General features: G+C 39.6%; 18 protein-coding genes. 4 read left to right on the plus strand and 14 right to left on the minus strand.

Going from position 1 to position 20,640, the window contains the following annotated elements:
• Window positions 1-17: 17 nt before the first annotated feature.
• The 5 genes from DV702_RS06665 to DV702_RS06685 form a co-directional block, all read right to left on the minus strand.
• Complete coding sequence (locus DV702_RS06665) at window positions 18-971, minus strand: acetyl-CoA carboxylase carboxyltransferase subunit alpha (RefSeq protein ID WP_114924057.1); 954 nt, start codon at window positions 969-971, stop codon at window positions 18-20.
• Entirely contained in the window at window positions 968-1,840 is an 873-nt protein-coding gene (accD, locus tag DV702_RS06670) for an acetyl-CoA carboxylase, carboxyltransferase subunit beta (RefSeq protein ID WP_114924058.1), read from the minus strand. The genes DV702_RS06665 and accD overlap by 4 nt, the downstream gene beginning before the upstream one ends.
• Complete coding sequence (locus DV702_RS06675) at window positions 1,837-2,499, minus strand: FadR/GntR family transcriptional regulator (protein ID WP_114924059.1); 663 nt, start codon at window positions 2,497-2,499, stop codon at window positions 1,837-1,839. The genes accD and DV702_RS06675 overlap by 4 nt, the downstream gene beginning before the upstream one ends.
• Before the next feature lie 222 nt (window positions 2,500-2,721).
• Window positions 2,722-5,778, minus strand: coding sequence for a DNA polymerase III subunit alpha (locus tag DV702_RS06680; protein WP_114924060.1), 3,057 nt, complete (start codon window positions 5,776-5,778; stop codon window positions 2,722-2,724).
• Window positions 5,779-5,797: 19 nt separating this feature from the next.
• Window positions 5,798-6,739 carry a DHH family phosphoesterase gene (locus DV702_RS06685; protein ID WP_114924061.1) on the minus strand — a complete coding sequence of 314 codons (942 nt, stop codon included), beginning with the start codon at window positions 6,737-6,739 and terminating at the stop codon, window positions 5,798-5,800.
• Window positions 6,740-6,860: 121 nt separating this feature from the next.
• On the opposite strand from DV702_RS06685, the gene DV702_RS06690 reads away from it, so the two are divergent.
• Complete coding sequence (locus DV702_RS06690; protein WP_114924062.1) at window positions 6,861-7,181, plus strand: YtpI family protein; 321 nt, start codon at window positions 6,861-6,863, stop codon at window positions 7,179-7,181.
• Between the two features lie 20 nt (window positions 7,182-7,201).
• On the opposite strand, the gene DV702_RS06695 is transcribed toward DV702_RS06690, so the two are convergent.
• Window positions 7,202-8,509 (minus strand): DRTGG domain-containing protein, encoded by a 1,308-nt coding sequence (locus DV702_RS06695; protein ID WP_114924063.1) that lies wholly within the window; start codon window positions 8,507-8,509, stop codon window positions 7,202-7,204.
• A 377-nt stretch (window positions 8,510-8,886) separates the two neighbouring features.
• Complete coding sequence (locus DV702_RS06700; protein ID WP_114924064.1) at window positions 8,887-9,564, minus strand: metal-dependent hydrolase; 678 nt, start codon at window positions 9,562-9,564, stop codon at window positions 8,887-8,889.
• A 112-nt stretch (window positions 9,565-9,676) separates the two neighbouring features.
• On the opposite strand from DV702_RS06700, the gene DV702_RS06705 reads away from it, so the two are divergent.
• Complete coding sequence (locus DV702_RS06705; RefSeq protein WP_114924065.1) at window positions 9,677-10,768, plus strand: M24 family metallopeptidase; 1,092 nt, start codon at window positions 9,677-9,679, stop codon at window positions 10,766-10,768.
• A 122-nt stretch (window positions 10,769-10,890) separates the two neighbouring features.
• Here DV702_RS06705 and ald read toward each other — a convergent pair whose 3' ends face one another.
• On the minus strand, window positions 10,891-12,012 hold the full coding sequence (ald, locus tag DV702_RS06710) for an alanine dehydrogenase (protein WP_114924066.1): 1,122 nt from the start codon (window positions 12,010-12,012) through the stop codon (window positions 10,891-10,893).
• A gap of 238 nt (window positions 12,013-12,250) precedes the next feature.
• Here ald and DV702_RS06715 point away from each other — a divergent pair, with 238 nt between their 5' ends.
• A complete protein-coding gene (locus tag DV702_RS06715) occupies window positions 12,251-12,697 on the plus strand; it encodes a universal stress protein (protein ID WP_114924067.1) in 447 nt (148 codons plus the stop codon).
• Between the two features lie 106 nt (window positions 12,698-12,803).
• Here the strand turns inward: DV702_RS06715 and DV702_RS06720 are convergent, their stop codons facing one another.
• The 5 genes from DV702_RS06720 to sppA form a co-directional block, all read right to left on the minus strand.
• The gene (locus DV702_RS06720; protein ID WP_371682751.1) at window positions 12,804-13,961 is read right to left on the minus strand and encodes an acetate kinase; all 1,158 of its coding nucleotides are present in this window, start codon (window positions 13,959-13,961) and stop codon (window positions 12,804-12,806) included.
• Window positions 13,962-15,017: 1,056 nt separating this feature from the next.
• Window positions 15,018-15,935, minus strand: coding sequence for a class I SAM-dependent methyltransferase (locus DV702_RS06725; RefSeq protein ID WP_114924069.1), 918 nt, complete (start codon window positions 15,933-15,935; stop codon window positions 15,018-15,020).
• 50 nt (window positions 15,936-15,985) lie between these two features.
• Window positions 15,986-16,489 carry a thiol peroxidase gene (gene tpx / locus DV702_RS06730; protein WP_114924070.1) on the minus strand — a complete coding sequence of 168 codons (504 nt, stop codon included), beginning with the start codon at window positions 16,487-16,489 and terminating at the stop codon, window positions 15,986-15,988.
• A 28-nt stretch (window positions 16,490-16,517) separates the two neighbouring features.
• The gene (locus DV702_RS06735) at window positions 16,518-17,048 is read right to left on the minus strand and encodes an RDD family protein (protein ID WP_240315694.1); all 531 of its coding nucleotides are present in this window, start codon (window positions 17,046-17,048) and stop codon (window positions 16,518-16,520) included.
• 17 nt (window positions 17,049-17,065) lie between these two features.
• The gene (gene sppA / locus DV702_RS06740; protein WP_114924072.1) at window positions 17,066-18,070 is read right to left on the minus strand and encodes a signal peptide peptidase SppA; all 1,005 of its coding nucleotides are present in this window, start codon (window positions 18,068-18,070) and stop codon (window positions 17,066-17,068) included.
• Window positions 18,071-18,174: 104 nt separating this feature from the next.
• On the opposite strand from sppA, the gene DV702_RS06745 reads away from it, so the two are divergent.
• Window positions 18,175-18,975: an NAD kinase gene (locus DV702_RS06745; protein WP_114924073.1), complete on the plus strand. Its 801-nt coding sequence runs from the start codon at window positions 18,175-18,177 to the stop codon at window positions 18,973-18,975.
• A 64-nt stretch (window positions 18,976-19,039) separates the two neighbouring features.
• Here DV702_RS06745 and mbcS read toward each other — a convergent pair whose 3' ends face one another.
• Window positions 19,040-20,620: an acyl-CoA synthetase MbcS gene (gene mbcS / locus DV702_RS06750; RefSeq protein WP_114924074.1), complete on the minus strand. Its 1,581-nt coding sequence runs from the start codon at window positions 20,618-20,620 to the stop codon at window positions 19,040-19,042.
• Between the last annotated feature and the right edge of the window lie 20 nt (window positions 20,621-20,640).

Here is a 20,640-nt window from a genome sequence, read left to right on the forward strand (position 1 = left end):
GCGGTTTCCCGCATCTTTTATTCTGAAAACACACCAATTCCTCGGAATTTCTCGTAGCGGTTTTCTAGTAATTCATTGGCGGACAACTTTCCTAACGCTTCAAGAGATCTGCGCAATGTAAGACGAATTTCATTGGCTTGATTATTTGGATCGCGATGTGCGCCGCCTAACACTTCTGGAATGATTTCATCAATAATATTCATCTCTTTTAAATCGGGTGCAGTAATTTTCATCGCTTCCGCTGCTTGTTTAGCTAATGTCGGATCTTTCCATAGAATAGAAGCTGCACCTTCTGGAGAAATAACAGAGTATGTGGAGTTCTCAAGCATATGAATATGATTTGCTACTCCTAATGCGAGTGCCCCACCACTTCCGCCTTCACCTATGACAATTGAAATTACCGGCACTTTCAATCCTGCCATTTCTACTAAATTTCTAGCAATGGCTTCACTTTGCCCGCGTTCTTCTGCAGCTTTACCAGGGTATGCCCCTTTTGTATCTATAAAACAAATAATAGGACGATTAAATTTTTCTGCTTGCTTCATTAGGCGAAGTGCTTTACGATAGCCTTCAGGATGCGGCATACCGAAATTCCGTCTAACATTTTCTTTCGTATCCTTCCCGCGTTGATGACCAATAATTGTAATCGCTGTTTCCTCAAAAGATGCAATTCCTCCGACGATCGCCTCGTCATCTCCGAAATTCCGATCTCCATGAAATTCTATGAAATCTTCAAAAAGGTATTGTATATAATCAGTAGTCGTAGGTCTCGCAGGATGTCGAGCCACTTGTACACGATCCCAAGGTTCCATACTTTCGTAAATGTCTTTTTCTAACTTCGCTAAACGATTTTTCAAATTGATAATTTCTGAAGAAAGATCTACATCATTTAATGCAGTATATTCTTCCAATTCATTAATTTTCTCGCGCAATTTTACAATAGGCTCTTCAAAAGCTAATGTTTTACTCATACCGGACTAACCTCATTTCCCCCGTGTAGCTTAATAATTTTATGCAGCACTCCCGGCAAATCATTACGGTGAACGACCGCATCCACTTGTCCATGACTCAACAAAAACTCCGACGTCTGAAAATCTTCAGGAAGCTTTTCTCGTACAGTCTGTTCAATTACACGGCGTCCAGCAAAACCAATAAGAGCTTTTGGTTCAGCCAAATTAATATCTCCTACCGAAGCAAAACTGGCCGACACTCCACCAGTCGTAGGATAAGTCATAATGGATATATATAACAAACCCTTTTCAGCATGGCGTTCTAAAGCTACACTCACTTTTGCCATTTGCATTAAACTCAATACACCTTCTTGCATCCGTGCGCCACCACTTGCAGAAAAAATCATCATCGGAATTCCTAATTGCGTAGCTTTTTCTACCGCTCTAGTAATTTTCTCTCCAACAACAGACCCCATGGAGCCCATACGAAAATGCGCATCCATAATAGCAACTGCTATCTGTTTCCCCTGAATACGACCAGTCCCTGTTAATACTGCCTCGTTTAAACCAGTAGCTTCGGCATCCGCCATAACTTTTTCTGTGTATGAAGGAAAATCTAAAGGATTTTCAGTTTTCAGGTGATTATCAATAGACTCAAAACTCTCTTCATCAAATAAATGTTCTACTCGCTCTTGAGCCGTCATTTTATAATGATGCTGACAAGAAGGGCAAACTTTACCGTTTTTTTGTAAATCCTTTGTTAAGATTACATGTTTACACTCCGGACATTTTGTCATAATACCTTCAGGTACATCACTTTTACTCTTTTCAGATGTCATTGTATGATTTTCTTCTTTTGTTTTCTTTTTAAATAATTGTCGGATACTCATTCAATTTCCCTTCTTTCTCCCTCAACTCGGTCTATCCATTGTTCATAACAAGCTATCGCCTGTTTTGTGTGCCCTGCCATCATTTCATCTAATAGCTCACTAACGATTGCAATTTCTTCTTTTTCTGTAATAGCTATATCGTAAGATACACCGCTATACTGATTCAGTAAAAACCAGATTTTTAACGATAGCCGATTTTCAGTTGCAATAATCGTTTCACGAACTAAGTCTTCACGTAAAAAGCATGCATCTTCTTCTGCTAATTTACTTTGCATACCCTTCCATACCGGTAACATACGCAGTTCTAGTTTTTCCGTAACAGCCGTAATCGCCGCTCGTTCGTGAATCATTCTAGTTTCCACAACATCTTGAACAGATCGTGATTGCTGCATGATGAACATAGAAAGAACTTCTACTAATTGATGCTTTTTGAAATCGGATAGAAACGTACCTTCTCCACGCTTAGTTTCAATCAAGCCTAATAATTCCATGCTGCGCAATGCTTCACGGACCGCTGTTCTGCTAACCTGTAGTTTCTCCGCTAAATGACGTTCGGAAGGCAGTTTATCGCCGTATTGAATTCCTTGTTCTCGAATTAGCGATTGCAGCTCTACGATAATATCCAAAAACCTCTTGGATGATGATTGTGAATTTTGCATTGGAGAACTCCTTTTTCATTCGTTCAACAAAGTGGTCAGACCACCTAGCTACTAGCATACAAAAAAGAATCGACTCCGTAAAGCATAAACATGAATTATCAAGAGATTTCTTTCTACATTTAGCGAACTGACTGAACGCTCGCTTTTATAAATCAGGTGAAATAATCAGTAATGACGCGGTTTGTTCATTACTGATTATGTTTTGCTATACATACTGTTTTTTTATTTATTTTGAAGAGAAACCACTTTCATTTGATCAATAATTAATTGCAATGTTTGGTTTCGAAATTCTACACTGCCGGTTACGTGAACAAACTCCTGTTCCTTTATTTTACTGAATTGCACATATTGTTTTGGAAATACTGTACAAGATATTTCCTGTGTTTCATCTTGAAGCGTAAAGAATGCCATCGCTTCCCCTTTTTTCGTTCGAATTCGCTTGCTAGACAAGATTAGGCCGATACACTGGACTTTTGTTCCTTGCCGCATATGATTCAGTGTAGAAATTTGTTGAAAAGGTTCTTTCAACTGTCGCTTGATCTCTTCAACAGGATGTTCAGACAGATAAAAACCTAATACATCCCGTTCAAAATTTAGCATAGTCATTTGATCCATCGAACCACCAGGTGTATATTTCGGGCGAGAATTAAATTGAAATTGATCACTAAACGTATCATCACCTATATATAACGCATGCGAGTGTGCAGCATCTATAGAAGCTAAGAGAACAGAACGTTTTTCCTCAAATTCATCTAATGCTCCTGCTTTGATTAATGGAACAATTGACTTTTCAGTAAAATTTTCTGCACCAAGCGAAACAGCCATTTCAAACATCGAAGACCAGTCGTCTCTTGCAGTAGCTAGTTGCTGATAGAAACTAAATGTTACTCCTTTGATGAGCCCTAATCCTAACCGAATGCCATTCCCCTCGACAGTATGTGAATAGCGGCTACTTTTTACTGAAGGAGGATAAACAGCAATACCTTTTGCTTTAATTTCACGAATGAGTTCTGTTGTTTTCTCTTTACTTCCTGTTAGCGATGATAAATAGGCTGCGTAAAAAATAGTCGGTTCATTCGCTTTAAAAAACGCTAAGCGATAAGAAATCAGTGTGTACGCCACCGCATGACTCTTCGGAAAACCGTAGTCTGCGAATTTGACAATTAAGTTATAGACGTTATTCGCTTTGTTTTGTTCAAATCCTTTTTTTATTGCTCCGGCAATAAAGTGTTGGCGTTCTTGTTCTAATACTTGTTGATTCTTCTTACTGATCGCACGCCGCAGTAGATCTGCCTCTGCCATTGTAAAGCCGGCAATTTCAACTGCGATTTTCATAATCTGCTCTTGATAGATAATAATACCAAATGTTTCCTCTACTATCGGTTGCAATTCCGGAATATCGTAATGAATAGGTTCTTGTCCATTTTTTCTCCGACTATAGAGCGGGATGAACTCCATAGGGCCTGGTCTGTACAATGCATTAACAGAGTATAAATCCTTTAAATTATCCGGTTGAATTGTTTGCAATGCCCGACGCATACCTGGGGATTCAAATTGAAATATACCAGACATGTCACCGGTTTTAAATAATTGATAGGTGGTCGAATCGTCCAATGGAATCGATTCGAAATGGATCGGTTGTTTAGTACGATACTCAATCATTGAACGGATTCTATCGAGTAAAGTTAAATTCCGTAATCCTAAGAAGTCCATTTTAAGCAATCCGACTTCTTCTACATCCTTCATAGCCCATTGCGTTAAGAACACTTCATCTGTACCTATTTGTAAAGGTACATAATTGACCAATGGTTTCGCCGCCAAGACAACACCTGCTGCATGAGTGGAAGCATTACGTGGTAAATCTTCTAAGCGTTCCGCGGCTTGTTGCCATAACGCTCTTTTCGGATCAACAGCAATCCAGTTTTGAAGTTTCTTGGATTGACGAATCGTTTCGCTAAATGACTGACTGCTACTCAATTCGGAAGACATAAAACGGACTTCTTCAGGAGAAAAATCAAGAGCTCGCGCTACATTTCTCGCAACAGCTTTTGTTGATAAAGTACCGAATGTAATAATTTGTGCCACATATTGTTTACCGTATGTGTCCGCTACGTAGTTTACTACTTCTGAACGACGGTTGTCCGCAAAATCTATATCTATGTCTGGCATCGTTACGCGTTCGGGATTCAAAAATCGTTCAAATAGTAAACCGTACCGAATCGGATCTACTTCTGTAATGCCAAGCGCAAAAGCGACTAACGAACCTGCCGATGAACCTCGACCCGGGCCGACCAAAATCCCCTGACTTTTGGCGTAACGTACATAGTCTTCTACTATTAAAAAGTAATCTGTAAACCCCATCTGTTCAATTATTTTCAACTCATGGCGTAAACGTTCAGCATACTCCGCGGGCAATGATTGAAATCGATGAGCCAAGCCTGCCCGGCACTTTTCAGTTAATACTCGAATCGTTGATTGGCCTTCTGTTACTGGAAACTTAGGTAGTTGAAATGGCTCCTTAGTAAAAGTTACGTTACAGGACTCCAAAAGTTCCGCCATCATACTTAGCCATTCCGGCCGATCGGCAAACCATACTTCAAACGTTTGTCCAGTGGGCAAATACGCATGACGAAAACGATTTTTAGGCTTTTTTGGATCATTTAATTTATATCCTTTGCGAATCGCTGTCGCCACTTCATACACTGGAAAATCTTCCGCATGTATAAAACGCGTCTCATGACAAGCCACGATCGAAAGGCGGCACTGTTCACTTAACTGGATAACTTGTTCTTCTTCCGTATGACGTGCTCCTCCTGGCCGGCTTATTCCTATATATGTAGACTCATAAGCACCTTCTGCCAAAAGCTCTATAGTTTCCACATTACGATAATGAGTCCAAGTGATGTGTGTTAATGCACATACGACTATGCACTCTTGTCGATATGCTTGTAGCCAAGAAAGAGGCAAGTTTTCCTCTTCACGTGTAGAGATAGCACTGCTCATTTTCATTAGATTAGAGAAGCCTGTCTGATTTTTTGCATAAACATAGACAAGTAATTCATGTTCATCCAAAGAGACTAAAACTGAAAGACCGATGACTGGTTGAATACCGTGCTTAGATAGCATGGCACTAAATGAACGCACACCGAATAGCTTACTATTTACAATAGCAGCCGAACTAGCTCCTCTTTGCTGTAAAAGAGGAGCTAGTTCATCTAATTTCACTATTCCGCGCAATAAATCTGCACCGGTTATAATTTGCGGATACATCAGGTTCATATCAATCCCTCAGCTCTGCTTAATAATTTTCGCACAATTTTTGTAACTTTTTGATAATCTCATCCACTTCCGCCCAAGAATACGCAGAAGCGCCAGATGCAAGCGGATGACCGCCGCCATTATGTTGCATAGCTAATGTATTAACAACAGGGCCTTTTGAGCGTAAACGTACACGAATTTGATCTTTTTCTTCGATAAATATAATCCAGGCACAAATTCCTTTGACACTGCCTAAAGAACCGACCAATTGAGAAGTTTCAGAAACAGTGACATCGAACTTTTCAAGAATTTCTTTCGTCAGTTTAATATATGCTGCCCCATTTTCATCAATCGTAAAGTTTTGATAAATATATCCTTGTAAATGTAAAATTTTACGATCTACTTCATACATCCCGGCAAATAGCTCTGTCCGATCAAATGGCTGTTTAATCAGCGAGCTAGCAATTTCGAATGTCTTTTCGGTTGTGCTTTGAAACATAAAACGACCCGTATCTCCCACAATTCCTGCAAAAAGAAAACGTGCAGCTTCTGGTGACATCTCCCAATCGTACGATGCCTTACCTTCTTCATATATAGTATAAATCATTTCTGAACATGAGCTAGCCTCTGTATTCACCCAACGTTCGTCACCGTATGGATCCTCATTTGGATGGTGGTCAATTTTCAACAAAAACGCACCTTTGTTATAAAACGGACCATCAATGCGATCTGTATTTGCTGTGTCTGTCACAATGACTAGCGCCCCTTCATAATTTGCTTCTGTCACGTGATTTGGTTGTCCTAAGTACGTCAACAATTCATCGTGTGTCCCAGCAGCTAGCACTTGCTTAGAAGGATAGTTTTTCTCAATTAATGCTTTCAGTCCCATCTGTGATCCATATGCATCAGGGTCTGGTCGGACGTGACGATGAATAATAATTTTGTCGTATTTCTCAATTGTGTCAATGATTTGTCGTTTCATGTGGATTCCCCCAAGTTCTGTTTCTAGTATTCGCAATTCTAGTTAAAAGCCGATACAATGTAAAGTGACTCTATGAGCACTTTTGGTTAGTATGAAATTTATATGTAATGGAGGCTTTTGAATGGAGACGGTTAATTTTCTTTTCGTGTTCGGCATTGTCGCTTCAGGCGTTTTCTATTTTGTTTTTAAAACGCGTCAATTCCGTACAAGCCATATGTTTCCCATCCGCAAAAAGATGTATGCAAGCATGGCCGGAACTGCACTCGGTGCGCTACTGATCTTTTTTGGTATCAATCAATTAATGTTATTTGATGGTATTTTAACATATGTTGTAGCTGCGATCTTTATTTTATTCGGTGGCTATGTTGCGATTTTCAATTTTAACGCGACAAAGCATTATAAACAATTCATCGCAGAAGAGCGTAGATTAAACGAAAACTGATGTATATATACATCAGTTTTTTATTTTTCAAATAATTGGAATGTACCCATAGCTTTTGCTACAATACCATCATTTGAAAGCAATTCAAATTCCAGTTTGATGAAACGGCGGCTTAAGTGAATGATTTTAGGCTCTACTGTAACTGAAGCGCCTAACTGTACTTGTTTAATAAAATAAATCGTAATATTTTCCGGAACACTTTCTCCGCGTTTCTGAATTTTTATAGCCCGGCTGCCTGCTTCAGTCAAAATTGTCAGCATGGCACCGTAGGATAATGATCCAAATTGATTTGTCATTTGTGGAACTACTGCGAATTCAATTTTACCAGGGGCATTTGCAATTGCTTTCATCTGATTTTTCACGATATCGTCTATCGTTTCCCCCTGTTGTGGTTGTCGTTGGGTCATTTGTAACGCTTTAAGAACATCTTGGCGACTGATGATACCTTCTAAAATACCTGCATCGTTCACTACAGGCATTAGATCAATACCTTCCCAAATCATACTATGACCCGCAGAAGCCACACTCATTTTCCCATTTACCGTAATTGGATCAGGTGTCATCACTTTTCCGATAATCTCGACGTCCGGCTTACTCACTACGTCACGCGAAGTAATGATTCCTACTAATTTACCATTAGATTCCACTACCGGATAGGCAGAATGTGATGTTTGATGATTCACTTCAAAAAACTGGTCTACTGAATCTTCGGGCGATAATGTTACGGTTCGTGCGACAGTAGTGAGAATATCTTCAACTAATAGTATTTCTTTTTCAATTAACTGATCATAAATTGCACGATTTAACATAGTCGCTACAGTAAATGTATCATAACTAGTAGAAATTACTGGCAAGTTCATTTCATCAGCCAATTGTTTTACTTCGTCTGTTGCGTCAAAACCACCCGTAACGAGCACGGCTGCACCCGCTTTAATAGCAATTTCATGTGCTTTTAGACGATTTCCTACAATTAATAGACTGCCTGCATCTATATAGCGGATCATATCTTCCAGCTGCATCGCTCCTACAACAAACTTTGTCAGAGTTTTATGTAATCCGTCGCGTCCACCTAATACGACACCATCTACAATATTGATCACTTCAGCAAATGTGAGACGTTCAATATTCTCTTTTTTCTTTTTCTCTATACGAATCGTACCAACGCGTTCTATCGTGTTGACCAATTTTTGATTTTCCGCTTCTTTAATAGCGCGATAAGCTGTTCCATCACTCACTTCTAATGCTTTTGCTACTTGTCGGACAGAAATTTTTTCCCCTACTGCCAAACTTTCAATATAGCGCAAAATTTGTTCGTGTTTAGTTGACATGATTTCACCTTTTTCTTCGATCTGTTAATAACGGTTTAGGCTTTTTGCTAATCATACCATAAGTCACATAAAAAACGGTCTAAGACGCTAACAAAACGTCTAGACCATGAGCACTTTTATTTGTATTTTATCAAATCTGTTGATTATCCGAAGAAAGGAATCGGCTTTTGACGAGTAGTTAATAGAGGTAGTGTATTGTTTAGGATTCTCCCGAGAGAAACCGGACGCTTTCCTGAGGGCACGCAGCGGACTCGCCAAAAGCGCAAGCCGCCAGACACTTCAAGTCAGCCTAACTCCATCCAATCACCATAGTCAAACTCACTTTTAGTTAAATCAATGAATTATACATAATATGTTTAATTAATAGGCTTGGCTTATTATAATTCTATCGTATCCCCAGCATTCATAATTTTTACTTCATGGGATTTGACTAACATCTTGAATTCTTCAGGATCTTGGACAATTGGTGGGAACGTATTGTAGTGCACCGGCACAGTTAATTTTGGTTGTAAAATTTCAACCGCTTTCGCTGCATCACGTGGACCCATCGTAAAATTGTCTCCTATCGGCAGGAATGCAACATCTATTCCATCTTCAGCATATAACTTCATATCACTGAACAAAGATGTGTCACCCGCATGATAAATGATTTTCCCTTCAATAGTTAACAATAATCCAGCCGGCATTCCTGTATAAATAATTTCATTATCTTCTGTTGTATACGAAGAACTATGGAATGCTTGTGTATATTTCACTGTACCAAAGTCGAACTCTTTAGATCCACCAATATTCATGCCATGGGTCTGTAATCCTTGAAAACCTAAATATACAGCCAATTCATTCGGTGCAACGACAAGAATGTTTTCTCTTTTTGCGATTTCCATCGTGTCGCCCACATGGTCATTATGTCCGTGCGTTAGTAAAATGACATCCGGCTTTTCGTCTGCCGCTTGTAAATCGGTTAGATCATTCCCTGTGATGAACGGGTCGATTAAAATCGTTTTCCCTTTTGTTTCAATCTTTACTATCGAATGACCGTGATAAGAAATTTTCATTGAAAAACACTCTCCTCTTTTACATTCTAATCCTACATACTTTATTACCTTCTACAAAACAGCATAAAACCCTCTTTTTTGCTATACTAACTTACATAGAGGAGGTTTCATCATGTCCACAATAAAAAAAGTACAAAGTTTCTTAGGCGAACACGGGATTGACGCTGCACTTGTAACAAATCCTGATAACATTTTTTATCTAACACAATTCAGAAGCGAACCTCATGAGAGATTACTAGGTGTGGTTATTTTTAAAGATCATAACCCTCTCATCATTTGTCCTGCTATGGAAGTAGCTGATGTTCAATCGATCGGTTGGACATATGATATTATCGGCTATAAAGATACGGATAATGCATTTGAATTTTTGGAGCAGGCGATCACAAAGCGAGTTTCAGTACTTTCTTTACTCGCTATCGAGAAAGAACATTTGACTGTAGATCGCTTTGAAATACTACAAGAACGTTTTCCAGCTCTGTTATTCGCTAAATTGGATGAAGAATTAGCTACTTATCGGTTAATTAAAGATGAGAATGAAATCGATTGCTTACGCAAAGCCGCTGAATTAGCAGACTACGCAATCGAAGTCGGTTGCAATGAAATAGCAGAAGGAAAAACGGAACTTGAAATCGTGCAAGCTGTCGAACAGGCTGTAAAACAAAAAGGTGCAGAGAAAATGTCTTTTGACACCATTATTATTTCAGGTAAAAAAACGGCATCTCCTCACGGTATACCTGGAAACCGCGCCATCGAAAAAGGAGACTTTGTGCTGTTTGATTTAGGCGTTGTGTATAAAGGGTATTGCTCCGATATTACGCGCACTATTGCATTTGGAGAGCCAACAGAAGAAAAACGTAAAATTTATGAAACTGTGCAACGTGCACAACAAGCGGCAATTGATGTCGTACGACCGGGTACATTGGCTAAAGAAGTAGATTTAGCTGCTCGTTCCGTCATCGAAGAAGCTGGATATGGAGACTTATTTCCGCATAGAATCGGTCATGGTCTAGGAATATCTGTTCATGAATACCCATCTCTTACAGCGACAAATACGTTACCTTTAAAAGAAGGAATGGTCTTCACGATCGAGCCAGGAATTTATGATCCAAGCATTACAGGCGTACGGATTGAAGATGATGTTCTAGTAACAGAAGATGGAGTAGAAGTGCTCACGAAGTTTCCAAAAGATTTGAAAGTAGTATAAGTAAAGCGGTTGGTATGGCTTACTATACTATAAGAAATACTTAACAAAAGAATTATTCCCACAATAAAGGGTGATCCAGAAAATCAGATAGTACTGACTTTCCAGATCACCCCTTTTTCATATTATAAAGTTTCTAGTAACTCTTGAGCACTTACAGCTTCAAGATCTTGCGCTTCTGCAACTGCTTTATACGTAACGTGTCCTGCCAGCGTATTGATCCCTTTAAGTAATGCTTCGTTGTCTAAGCAAGCTTTTTTAACGCCTTTATTTGCAATTTGAAGTGCATAAGGAATAGTAACATTCGTCAAAGCCATCGTAGAAGTCTGCGGAACGGCTCCCGGCATATTCGCAACTGCATAATGAATAATCCCGTGCTTTTCGTACGTTGGATCATCATGTGTAGTTACGCGATCTGAAGTTTCAAAGATTCCACCTTGGTCAATCGCGATATCAATTAAAACAGAACCTGGACTCATTGATTTAACCATTTCTTCAGTGACTAACGTTGGAGCCTTCGCGCCTGGAATCAAAACACAACCAATAACCAAATCCGCATCTTTCACTGCATGTGCAATGTTGTAAGGATTTGAAACTAGAGTTTGAATATTTTTACCGAACATCTCATCGAGCTGACGGACTCTTTCTACCGATAAATCCAAAATTGTAACATGAGCGCCAATACCAATTGCTACACGCGCAGCATTCGTACCTGCTTGTCCGCCGCCAATAATGGTAATTTTCCCTCGTGACACCCCGGGAACTCCTGCTAATAAAATACCTTTACCGCCTCTTGTTTTCTCCAAGTATTGTGCACCAATTTGAGTCGCCATCCGCCCTGCCACTTCACTCATAGGAGCTAATAATGGCAATGCACCGTTTGGCAACTGCACAGTTTCGTATGCAAGCGCAGTCACTTTGTTTTCAAGCAATGCTTGAGTTAACTTTACTTCAGGAGCAAGGTGTAAATAAGTAAATAAAATTAATCCTTCACGGAAATATTGATATTCTGAAGTTGCCGGTTCTTTAACCTTCAACACCATATCTACATCCCACGCCTCAGCAGCTGTGTCAACAATGATTGCGCCTGCTTCTTTATACTCTTCATCTTGAAAACTGGAACCCACTCCAGCACCTGTTTCAATAAATACTTCATGTCCAGCTGTTTTTAAAGTTAGTACACTCGCAGGGGCAATTGCCACTCGGTTTTCATTGTTTTTAATTTCTTTCGGAACACCTATACGCATGCAAAATCCTCCTAAAATGAATGTTACGGTAACCGCTTATTACGTTTGCCGATTAATTACAATTTTAATCTTATCAGAAAATAAAAGAATTTTCCTCTTTTTTCTTGTCAATCAACAGACTTTTTCTGTTTATACAGTTTTGTAAAATTATTTCGACAAAAAAGAAGGTAATATAAAATGGATGTAGAATATAGTATGTGTAGAAAGAATTTAATTTTAAGGATGGAGTGGTATTATTATGGCATTAAAGTACAAAGATATTATTGTAGCAGTAGACGGTTCAGATGAAGCGAAATGGGCTTTCAAAAAAGCGATTGCTATCGCAGATCGTAACGAAGCAACTCTTCACCTGATCAACATCATCGACACGCGTTCATATGCAGCTGTTGAGGCGTATGACCGTTCAATTGCAGAGCGTGCACAAAAATATGCTGAAGAATTATTAACTGATTATCGTACAGAAGCTGCACAAGCTGGTTTGACTAACGTTCAAATTCACGTTGAATACGGTTCTCCTAAAACTTTAATTCCACGTGATATCGCGAAAAAGTTAAACGCAGATCTGATCATCTGTGGAGCTACTGGCTTGAACAGAGTTGAACGTTTCCTAATTGGTAGTGTTTCAGAAAACATCGTTCGTTCTGCAAAATGTGACGTGCTTGTTGTACGTACACCGGAAGAATAAGCGACAACAGATGAGTGACGAAAACCTAATAGTTTTCGTCACTTTTTTATTTTGTACATAAAAAGACTGCATCGACTGTCAAATGGCAATCGATGCAGTTTCTATTTTATTCTACTGTTTGCAATGGTTCGAGTGAAATATCGGCAATACGAACTGTATCACGCGCAAGCATGATTTCTTCGTTTGTCGGAATGATTAATACTTTAACCGGTGAGTGAGGGAAGCTAATATACGCTTCTTGTCCACGAACATTGTTTAAACTAGGATCAAAATACACTCCCATGAACTCCAGTCCATTCATCACTTTTTCACGTACAATTGTACTATTTTCCCCAATTCCAGCAGTGAAAATGATCGCGTCTACTCCACCCATACTCGCCGCATACTGTCCAATATGTTGGTGAATACGATCCGTGAAAACATCAAGTGCAAGTTGAGCACGTTCATTGCCCTGCTCAGCCGCTTCTGTAATATCTCGTAAATCACTTGAAAAACCACTTAAACCAAGTAATCCTGATTTCTTATTCAATACATTTACGACTTCTTCTGCTGATTGGTCAGTACGCTCCATCATGTAAGGAATTAACGCAGGGTCAATATTTCCTGAACGCGTCCCCATGATTACTCCTGCTAAAGGAGTAAAGCCCATGGACGTGTCAACTGACTTCCCACCCTTTACTGCAGCAATACTTGCCCCATTACCTAAGTGGCACGAAATCAAGCGCGTATCTTCCAATGGTCTATTCAGGATTTTTGCAGCACGTTCTGTCACGTATTTATGACTTGTTCCGTGGAAGCCATATTTCCGAATACCGTACTCTTCATAATATTCATATGGTAACGCATACAAAAATGCTTTTTCAGGCATCGTTTGATGGAAAGCTGTATCAAAAATAGCTACAGCAGGTGTATTTGGTAACGCTTTCTTGAATGCTCTAATTCCAGTAATATTGGCTGGATTGTGCAATGGTGCAAAGCTTGAAATCTCTTCCAGCTTTTCAACAATGTCATCATTGATAAGTACGGAATCACTAAATAGTTCTCCCCCATGAACTACACGGTGACCAAGACCATCGATTTCATCGTAAGAAGAAACAACGCCTTCACTTAACAAATGTTCCAATAACATGTTAACAGCTACAGAATGGTCAGCGATATCCAGAACCTTTTCAATTTTCTTCTCATTTGTGGACATAGAGAAGATTGAATTCTCCAAACCTATTCTTTCGAATAACCCCTTTGTAATCTCTTCTTCTGTCGTCATTTCAATCAACTGAAATTTCAAAGATGAACTTCCAGCATTAACTGATAAAATTTTCGGCACGTACACCCACCCCTTAAAATGATTACGTTTTCATGAACGTTTCAAGTTATTATAATAGCAATCTCTTTGAAAGGCAATTGAAATAATGAATTTTGTGCTATTTTTCTGTAAATATCTTCTTTTTTAGCTATGGCGCTGGGAATGACTAACGCTTCATTATTCTAAACATGCCTAATGACGTACTTATTTAGTTAACGTTTCATCTGTCCGTTATTTTATTACTATACATGCTCGTTTTATATGTTATAAGGCACTTTAGCAGATGTCTATTCCGCGCATTGCGGCTATTCAATTCTTAAAATAAAAAACGAAGCTGTCCAATATGGCGTTTATATAAACTGAGCAGTGAAAAACCACTCGTTTTCCTTTGCTCAGTTTTGTTTTATAATTCGTTGCCTTAGAAAGCAGACAGTATTTTTCTCCTCACTCGAAGAATCCTTTGTGGGGCAGAAAATGAATGTATGTGTGAGGATTCTCCCTACAGAACCGGACGCTTTCCTGAGGGGACGCGGCGGACTCGCCAATCCTTCCGGGAGAATCCTTGAGTTGGTGTCCACAAGTCAGTTGGTGTTGGTCCAGAAATAGAGTATGGTAAGTTCCGCTTTCTGAACAGTGTGGGTGAAGCTATGGATTGCCTGACTGAATGCATATAGGGGCATTTCTTTTTTCACTCAGTTCATCGAAACAATCATAGTAGCTGATAATACTTCACCGCTATCTAACTTCAAAAGCGGTAGCATGATCAGACCAGGCGTAACCCGCAATGCTTGACGGTCCGCCGCGTCCCCTCCGGAAAGCGTATCGTCTGGAAGCGCAAGCCGCAAGACACTTCAAGTCAGTTTCACTCCATCCAGTCGCCATATTCACTCACTTATTCCCATAAGAAAAGGACTGTCACGGAAAGTCAGATACTACTGACTTTCCCGACAGCCCCACTGTTAAATTAATTACTTACACGTTTAGGTGTACGGAATGAAACTACAAATAAAGAATAGATCATTCGTTTTTATCGGTTGTCCAACTATTCACCTTTTTAAAGAAGCTTTGCATAGCTGCAGCATTTCCAAGCTCTGGAATTTTCGCTAGTAGGACATCAGGTTGGACAAATTTCTCTGTTGGAGGTTGTTGAAGCAAAAGAATACTTTTGGCAAAACGTTGATCTGCAAAAAGAGTATCCGGCAATTCGAACAGACCCCTTAATAATCGATGTTCTTTGACGTACGCTAAAATAGGTTCCGCCCCTTCTGCAGTCAATAATCTAGAAGGGACAACAAAAAATCCGTAGCCACCCGGTTTAACATATCTCATGGATTGTTCAATATATAAATAATGAGAGAAAGCATGACCTTCTTTGGCCATCAATTCATAATCCATTGCAACTTCATCATCCGGATAATAACCAACAGGCAAGTCACTCACAACAGCATCCACTAAATCAATCGGCAATGGACGTATTGCATCTTGTAAGTAGAATGATACAGGAAGCTCAAGCAGGTTGGCTGTAGCTGCGGCGATTTGAATGAGAACGTCATCAATTTCAACAGCGCTGGCAGTTGCTTCACCAGGAAATTGATTAAGAACTGTAAAAAGTAAATTTCCTGTCCCTACTGCAGGGTCCAAAAAAGTAATAGCTCCCTTTGAATCAACTAACTTATTCACTAAATAGCCGATTAAGTAACCGATCGAGTCAGGCGTCATTTGATGATGAGCCTGTGCCGATTGTTTCATCGCTTTTAACAATGCTAGCTGTATACCTTTACGGATTTCTTCTGGCTGCACTGGACTTTCTAATTCAAGTAGAGAAGGTTTATCTAACCAACGTTCACTCGCTTCAAGTATTGCATCTAAGTACAGACCGTCAACTGATTGTGCATAGTTATCATAATAAGAAAAAACTTTTTCCATAGTGTTCATTTCATAAATCCTCCAAGAAGAAACCCACCTTTATTCAGGTGGGTCGTAGTTTAATGTAATTCTTTTACTGCTTGAATGGCTGCGTCATAGTCAGGATGGTCAGTTGCTTCACTGACATATTCAGTGTATGTCACTAGATCATTACGATCAATTACAAAAATCGAACGAGTCAACAAACGCAGTTCTTCAATCGCCGTGCCGAAAGCTGTACCAAATGACAGGTCGCGGTGATCAGAATATAGATGTAAATTCTCTACTCCTTCTTCCGCTTTCCAACGAGCTTGTGCGAAAGGCAGATCCGCAGAAATCGTTAATACTTCTACATCATCTCCTAAAGAAGAAGCCTCATCGTTAAAACGTTTTGTTTGAATAGAACAAACACCTGTATCAACAGAAGGAACAACGCTAATTAAACGAACCTTGCCTTTTGAATCGTTCAAAGTAACAGGTGTCAAATCATTGGAGAGTACTGTAAAATCAGGTGCAATATCCCCGACTTTCACTTCTGTACCTTGTAGATGAACCGGATTGTTTTTGAATGTAACTTGTGCCATAGCTAACCACTCCTTTTAAATTAGTGTACTAAATCGTTGGGTCTTCATGCAACTGATGACCTTCCACCGGGGGCAAGGTCTGTATTTCTTTACGTTCAAATAATCGGTCATGTACAACAACAGTGTCTGCGAAAACATCGTGAAGAGCCATTTTCTGCGGCATAAATAATACAAGTAAGTACGGAATCCACAACATCTGAGAGATAAATCTTCCGAAGCCTTCTCTAAATATAACGGCGCCCCATGTTACCTTTTCTCCATTCGATTTTGCGACACGAATGCCAAATATCATTTTACCGATCGTCTGGCCAGCCAATTTTGTCATGAAGATAAAATAAAGTAATAGCAGCACAAGCGTCGCTACTTTATATGGGCTAAACAACAAAAAGGTTGGTTTAGTAATTGCGATATCCATTACACGGAAAATCGGTTTGATAAAAATACCGCTAATCGCAGAAACTATTAATAAGTCTAGTAAAAATGCCCAAAATCGAATCCAGAAGCCTGCATACTTAGGCACGAATCGAGCTGTTTGCATAGGTAGCGATTCATTTGTCATGTTTACGTCCCTCCTTCTCATTCACCATATAAATACATCATTCGCGGTGCTTGGTTTTCAGTTAGCAGCTTTTTCATAATTTGTGACTCTACGTTTCCGCCAAATACATCATGCGCTTTCATTGATAAAATAGAAGCGAACGTATCAGGTGAACCGTATTCAAAAACTTCCGCTTTTTCCAGATGATAATCTTCTTTCATCGCAGAAATTACAGCAGGCATTTTTCCGTAGTCATCAGCCAGTCCCGCTTCAATAGCCTGACGTCCATTCATCACGCGGCCATCCGCCACTTTACGTACATCAGCTTCAGGCATATTTCGACCATCAACTATAATGTCGACAAAACGTTTGTACGAGTCGTCAATCATTTCTTGGAGCATAGCACGTTCTTCTGGTTTCATCTCGCGCGTACTACTCAATATGTCTTTATAAGGTCCAGATTTAATTGTCGGGAAATCTACACCGTACTTTTCTGCAAGTTTACCATAATTGATCGACTGCATAATGACACCTATAGATCCCGTTAACGTTTCGGGATGTACGAAGATTTTCTCTGCAGGAGCAGAAATATAATATCCTCCTGAAGCTGCCATTCCACCCATAGCGACATAGATAGGGATTTCTTTCGTTTTTTGAATTTCAACAAACGCATCGTAAATGTCGGACGACTCCAACACACCGCCACCTGGTGAATTAACAGACAACACAATCCCTTTTACCGTTTCGTCATTTTGCAGTTCATTTAACTGTGCCATAAAGCGTTGATGATTGTATTCAGCCCCACTAAACAGAGAAGCTGTTCCTGTATCTTGAATGACACCATCCACTGTTAGTACGGCAATACGTTCATTTGCACTCCCTTCTTCCACTACGGTCTCCTGCAAGTCTGAATCCATTGCAGTGATTTCACTTAGCATCGTATTCCAATCCCTCGTGAAAAACCATGACATAGAATTGACACCAACCGACACGAAAATCAATATTGTTGCTACTAGTAATGCAATCCATCTTTTTGTCGTCATAAAATAATTCCTCCTTTGTCCACATATACCTATACGATTGTAATCGTCCAAATGTTTCATTCATGCTACAATTAACCTATTAACTTATAAAGGAGTCGTTTTATATGAATGCTCAACATACTATTTTTCTATTCAGCAGATTAGATGAAGACACCAAACACAAAAAAACATACGTTGAAAAAAAGTTGAAAAAAGAAGGTTTTTTGCTGACAGGCGACCACACGAAAGCGAATGTAATCATTAGTATTGGAAGTGACGGCACGTTCCTTCAAGCTGTCCGAAAAACTGATTTTCGTCAAGACTGCGTCTACCTCGGTTTGTCAGTAAAAGGCGCGCATGGAGTGTATTGCGATTTCAAATATGATGAAATCAGTACGTTGATTCTTGCTTTACGACAAGCGCAACTAGAAGAACGGCACTATCCACTACTTGAAGTGACGATTAATCAGCACAAACCATTCTATTGTTTAAATGAATTTAGTATTCGATCCGCCATCATTCGCACATTTGTTATGGATATATTCATTGATGACTTACTATTCGAAACATTCTTGGGAGATGGTCTTATCATTTCTACACCAACAGGAAGTACTGCTTATAACAAATCGGTACGTGGAGCAGTTATAGATCCATTGTTGCCTTGTTTTCAAGTGACAGAGCTGGCTTCAGTTAATAATAATCGATACCGGACGCTCGGGACTTCCTTTATTTTGAGTGGCAACCGTAAACTAACTCTCAAAATTAAGCCTGAAGGCAATGAGTTCCCATCAACGGCTGCTGACAACGAAGCAATCGGCGTAAACCAAGTAAGAACAGTAGAGGCTGTTTTAAGTGAAAAAGTTATTCGAACAGCTAAACTAACTGATAACTCATTCTTTGAAAAAGTTCAGCGTACATTTTTCTGAATAATAAGTGAAAAAGACTGTCCGAACGTCGAGTCAAATCGACTCCGGACAGTCTTTTTATCAATTATTTTTGTGTGTCTTGCTCTTTTTTACGCAGTTCCATACGCATAATTTTTCCTGATGTCGTCTTAGGCAACTCATCTAAAAATTCAATTTTACGTGGATATTTATAAGGTGCCGTTAATTCTTTCACGTGATTTTGCAACTCCTTGACCAGTTGTTGTTGTTCTGTTTGTACTGTATCACGCAATACGACAAAAGCCTTGACTACATTTCCACGTTCTGGATCCGGACTTGCTACTACTGCGCATTCACGGACAGCCGGATGTTTAATCAAGGCATCCTCTACCTCAAATGGACCAATGGTGTATCCTGAGCTAACGATGATGTCATCTCCGCGACCCTCGAACCAAAAATATCCTTCAGCGTCTTTTTTCGCGCGATCACCTGTAATGTAATAATCGCCTCTAAATTGCATTTTCGTACGTTCCGGATCATTTAAGTACTCCTGGAATAGTGCAGGAGTCGATTTATGCACTGCTATATCTCCTACTACATCTACCGCAGCTACTTGTCCATCTTCATTGATAACTTCTACAATATTACCTGGCGTAGGTTTCCCCATAGATCCTGGTCTCGCTTCCATTCCGATCATCGTTCCGACAAGTAATGTATTCTCGGTCTGGCCATAGCCATCCCGGACATTCAATGAAAATTGATTATCGAAAATATCGATGACTTCACGGTTTAAAGGTTCTCCTGCTGAAACAGCACTTTTTAAAGAAGCTAGAGAATAGTCTGTGAGATTTTCAGCCTTTGCTATAAAGCGGTATTCAGTCGGTGTACAGCATAGCACATTCACTTGGTATTCATCTAGAAACGTCAAGTATTTATCAACATTAAATTTCCCATTGTAGACAAATCCTGTAGCTCCACTTCCAAGCACGGATAAAAATGGAGTCCAAATCCACTTTTGCCACCCTGGAGCAGCGGTAGCCCAAACGACATCTCCTTCTTCGATACCAAGCCAATTCGGTGCAGTCGTTCGTAAGTGTGCATATCCCCAACCATGCGTGTGTACGACACCTTTTGGTTTCCCTGTCGTACCAGACGTATACGATAAAAAGGCTGTATCATCGCTCGCTGTGTCACAAGCATCGAATGTAGAAGAGGCTGTTTTCTCTTGTTCGGTTAAGGATACTTCCCCTTCTTTCGCTTGACCAATAATGTAGACAGTCACTTGATTAATATTATTCACATGTTCTAGTTGATCGGTAAATGCATCATAAGCAATAATAGCTTTTGCATCACTATGTTCAATTCGGTATTCAATATCGGAGGAACGCAACATTTCTGAACTAGGTATGACAACAAGTCCTGCTTTGAGCGCACCAATATATGTAACATATGCCTCAATCATTCGTGGGACCATTACCAAAACGACATCACCCTTTTTCAAGCCATTCGCTGTTAATACGTTTGCTGTACGATTAGCAGCTTGAATAAGTTCATCGTAGGTTACTGTTTGTCGCTGGTTTTCTGAATCTACATAAATCAGTGCATTTCTGTTATCACCTATAGCATATTTTTCAAATTCTGAAACAATGTTGTAGCGTTTTGGCGCTAGCAATTCTTCGCGGTTCATTTTCATTCCCCCTTTTACAT

The organism is Sporosarcina sp. PTS2304, assembly GCF_003351785.1.
Lineage (GTDB): Bacteria > Bacillota > Bacilli > Bacillales_A > Planococcaceae > Sporosarcina.

Excerpts from the sequence above, each read along its gene's own strand:
- DV702_RS06665 (WP_114924057.1), bottom strand. The coding sequence starts at position 971 with ATGAGTAAAACATTAGCTTTTGAAGAGCCTATTGTAAAATTGCGCGAG.
- accD (WP_114924058.1), bottom strand. The coding sequence starts at position 1,840 with ATGAGTATCCGACAATTATTTAAAAAGAAAACAAAAGAAGAAAATCAT.
- DV702_RS06675 (WP_114924059.1), bottom strand. The coding sequence starts at position 2,499 with ATGCAAAATTCACAATCATCATCCAAGAGGTTTTTGGATATTATCGTA.
- DV702_RS06680 (WP_114924060.1), bottom strand. The coding sequence starts at position 5,778 with ATGAACCTGATGTATCCGCAAATTATAACCGGTGCAGATTTATTGCGC.
- DV702_RS06685 (WP_114924061.1), bottom strand. The coding sequence starts at position 6,739 with ATGAAACGACAAATCATTGACACAATTGAGAAATACGACAAAATTATT.
- DV702_RS06690 (WP_114924062.1), top strand. The coding sequence starts at position 6,861 with ATGGAGACGGTTAATTTTCTTTTCGTGTTCGGCATTGTCGCTTCAGGC.
- DV702_RS06695 (WP_114924063.1), bottom strand. The coding sequence starts at position 8,509 with ATGTCAACTAAACACGAACAAATTTTGCGCTATATTGAAAGTTTGGCA.
- DV702_RS06700 (WP_114924064.1), bottom strand. The coding sequence starts at position 9,564 with ATGAAAATTTCTTATCACGGTCATTCGATAGTAAAGATTGAAACAAAA.
- DV702_RS06705 (WP_114924065.1), top strand. The coding sequence starts at position 9,677 with ATGTCCACAATAAAAAAAGTACAAAGTTTCTTAGGCGAACACGGGATT.
- ald (WP_114924066.1), bottom strand. The coding sequence starts at position 12,012 with ATGCGTATAGGTGTTCCGAAAGAAATTAAAAACAATGAAAACCGAGTG.
- DV702_RS06715 (WP_114924067.1), top strand. The coding sequence starts at position 12,251 with ATGGCATTAAAGTACAAAGATATTATTGTAGCAGTAGACGGTTCAGAT.
- DV702_RS06720 (WP_371682751.1), bottom strand. The coding sequence starts at position 13,961 with ATGACGACAGAAGAAGAGATTACAAAGGGGTTATTCGAAAGAATAGGT.
- DV702_RS06725 (WP_114924069.1), bottom strand. The coding sequence starts at position 15,935 with ATGAACACTATGGAAAAAGTTTTTTCTTATTATGATAACTATGCACAA.
- tpx (WP_114924070.1), bottom strand. The coding sequence starts at position 16,489 with ATGGCACAAGTTACATTCAAAAACAATCCGGTTCATCTACAAGGTACA.
- DV702_RS06735 (WP_240315694.1), bottom strand. The coding sequence starts at position 17,048 with ATGACAAATGAATCGCTACCTATGCAAACAGCTCGATTCGTGCCTAAG.
- sppA (WP_114924072.1), bottom strand. The coding sequence starts at position 18,070 with ATGACGACAAAAAGATGGATTGCATTACTAGTAGCAACAATATTGATT.
- DV702_RS06745 (WP_114924073.1), top strand. The coding sequence starts at position 18,175 with ATGAATGCTCAACATACTATTTTTCTATTCAGCAGATTAGATGAAGAC.
- mbcS (WP_114924074.1), bottom strand. The coding sequence starts at position 20,620 with ATGAACCGCGAAGAATTGCTAGCGCCAAAACGCTACAACATTGTTTCA.